Below are 1,334 nucleotides of genomic sequence, written 5' to 3'. Positions count from 1 at the left end.
CAGTTTGCTCCCGACCAACGGTATAAGTGAAATAAAGTTTTTATTTGCGGGTGTAGTTTAGTGGTAAAACCACAGCCTTCCAAGCTGTTGTTGTGGGTTCGATTCCCATCACCCGCTCCATTTTGCCTTTAATGGGCCTATAGCTCAGCTGGTTAGAGCGCACGCCTGATAAGCGTGAGGTCGATGGTTCAAGTCCATTTAGGCCCATCCTTATAAATAAACTCTTTATTATTCCGCAGTAGCTCAGTGGTAGAGCAATCGGCTGTTAACCGATCGGTCGTAGGTTCGAATCCTACCTGCGGAGTCATTTTATTTTAGTGAGAAGTATATAAGTGGCTAAAGGGGTACCTTTGCTAAGGGGGGTAGGCCAGGTAATCGGCATAAGGTTTCAAATCTTCCTTTTGTCACCAATAAAATAATGCGCCTTTAGCTCAGCTGGATAGAGCATGCGCCTTCTAAGCGTATGGTCAGAGGTTCGAATCCTCTAAGGCGCGTAAATATTAATAACGAAAAAAAGCCCACTCGTTTGAGTGTGCTTTTTTTATTGTTAAGGAAATTATAATTTAATTGAGTGCGGATAATTTTGATAAGGATATCTGAATTCTAGCACCAGCTTATAGCCTGCCGTTTCATTTATTTTTGTTTTTGATAATGGAAAATCGGTTCTTTGGATTCTGGTAGCAATTCGATTACAAGATCATGACCATCAAAGTACCATACATCTTTTTCTTCAATATAAAAAGTAATTCCATCCGATTCTGTTTTAACACTTAAATCGATAGGATCTTCCTTGGAAACTCCGAGGGAAAAACCACTCTGGACCGTACTGCAGCCGCCATAGCGAACGAAAAAACGAACATAGTCCCCGCTTTTTAAGCCAAGTTCTTCTTTATACCATGTAGCTGCTTCATTTGTAATTTGAATGTTCATGTGAAAATCCTTTCTTAACGGTTTATTTTCTTATTATATAAAAAGTTTTCCTCGGAATCGAATCTAAACTCTTACCAAGTACATCAAATGGTCGAAGCCATTGGAACTTGTGATTTTGATTTTCTCGATATTTGCCTTCTGCATAATAGCTAAAGTTAAACGATATGGGCTTTCTAGACCTCACTTATTGCGCCCTCCATACGATGATAGAATGTTGCTTTTAGTCAACGGTGAACCAGTACATCTGTCCACCTTTATGTGCGAACCAATAAGGTAAATTTAAACTTCGATTAGACCGATATCTGGTGTAGGAGCACTGGTGTCAGTTTAAAATAAGTCCTTTACTTGATTAAATCGTCATCATGCGTAAAAACTCATTGACGTGTATCCTTGTATTGGGGCTG

Annotated in this window: 1 protein-coding gene and 4 tRNA genes; 4 read left to right on the top strand and 1 reads right to left on the bottom strand. The window is 39.5% G+C overall.

What is annotated here, in order from left to right; translation table 11 throughout:
• Positions 1 to 46 precede the first annotated feature (46 nt).
• The 4 genes from BFU02S_RS15840 to BFU02S_RS15825 all read left to right on the top strand — a co-directional run bounded on the left by BFU02S_RS15840 (position 47) and on the right by BFU02S_RS15825 (position 494).
• A tRNA-Gly gene (locus tag BFU02S_RS15840) sits at positions 47 to 120 on the top strand.
• A 13-nt stretch (positions 121 to 133) separates the two neighbouring features.
• Positions 134 to 207, top strand: a tRNA-Ile gene (locus BFU02S_RS15835).
• 25 nt (positions 208 to 232) lie between these two features.
• A tRNA-Asn gene (locus tag BFU02S_RS15830) sits at positions 233 to 304 on the top strand.
• Between the two features lie 116 nt (positions 305 to 420).
• Positions 421 to 494 (top strand) — tRNA-Arg (locus BFU02S_RS15825).
• Positions 495 to 633: 139 nt separating this feature from the next.
• Here the strand turns inward: BFU02S_RS15825 and BFU02S_RS15820 are convergent.
• Positions 634 to 930: a HesB/YadR/YfhF family protein gene (locus BFU02S_RS15820; protein ID WP_066372761.1), complete on the bottom strand. Its 297-nt coding sequence runs from the start codon at positions 928 to 930 to the stop codon at positions 634 to 636.
• Positions 931 to 1,334: the final 404 nt, after the last annotated feature.

This window comes from Neobacillus fumarioli NBRC 102428 (assembly GCF_001591485.1).
GTDB lineage: Bacteria > Bacillota > Bacilli > Bacillales > Cytobacillaceae > Neobacillus > Neobacillus fumarioli.
The sequence above is the reverse complement of the archived record's forward strand: the minus strand, read 5'-3'. Positions and strand labels throughout refer to the sequence as shown.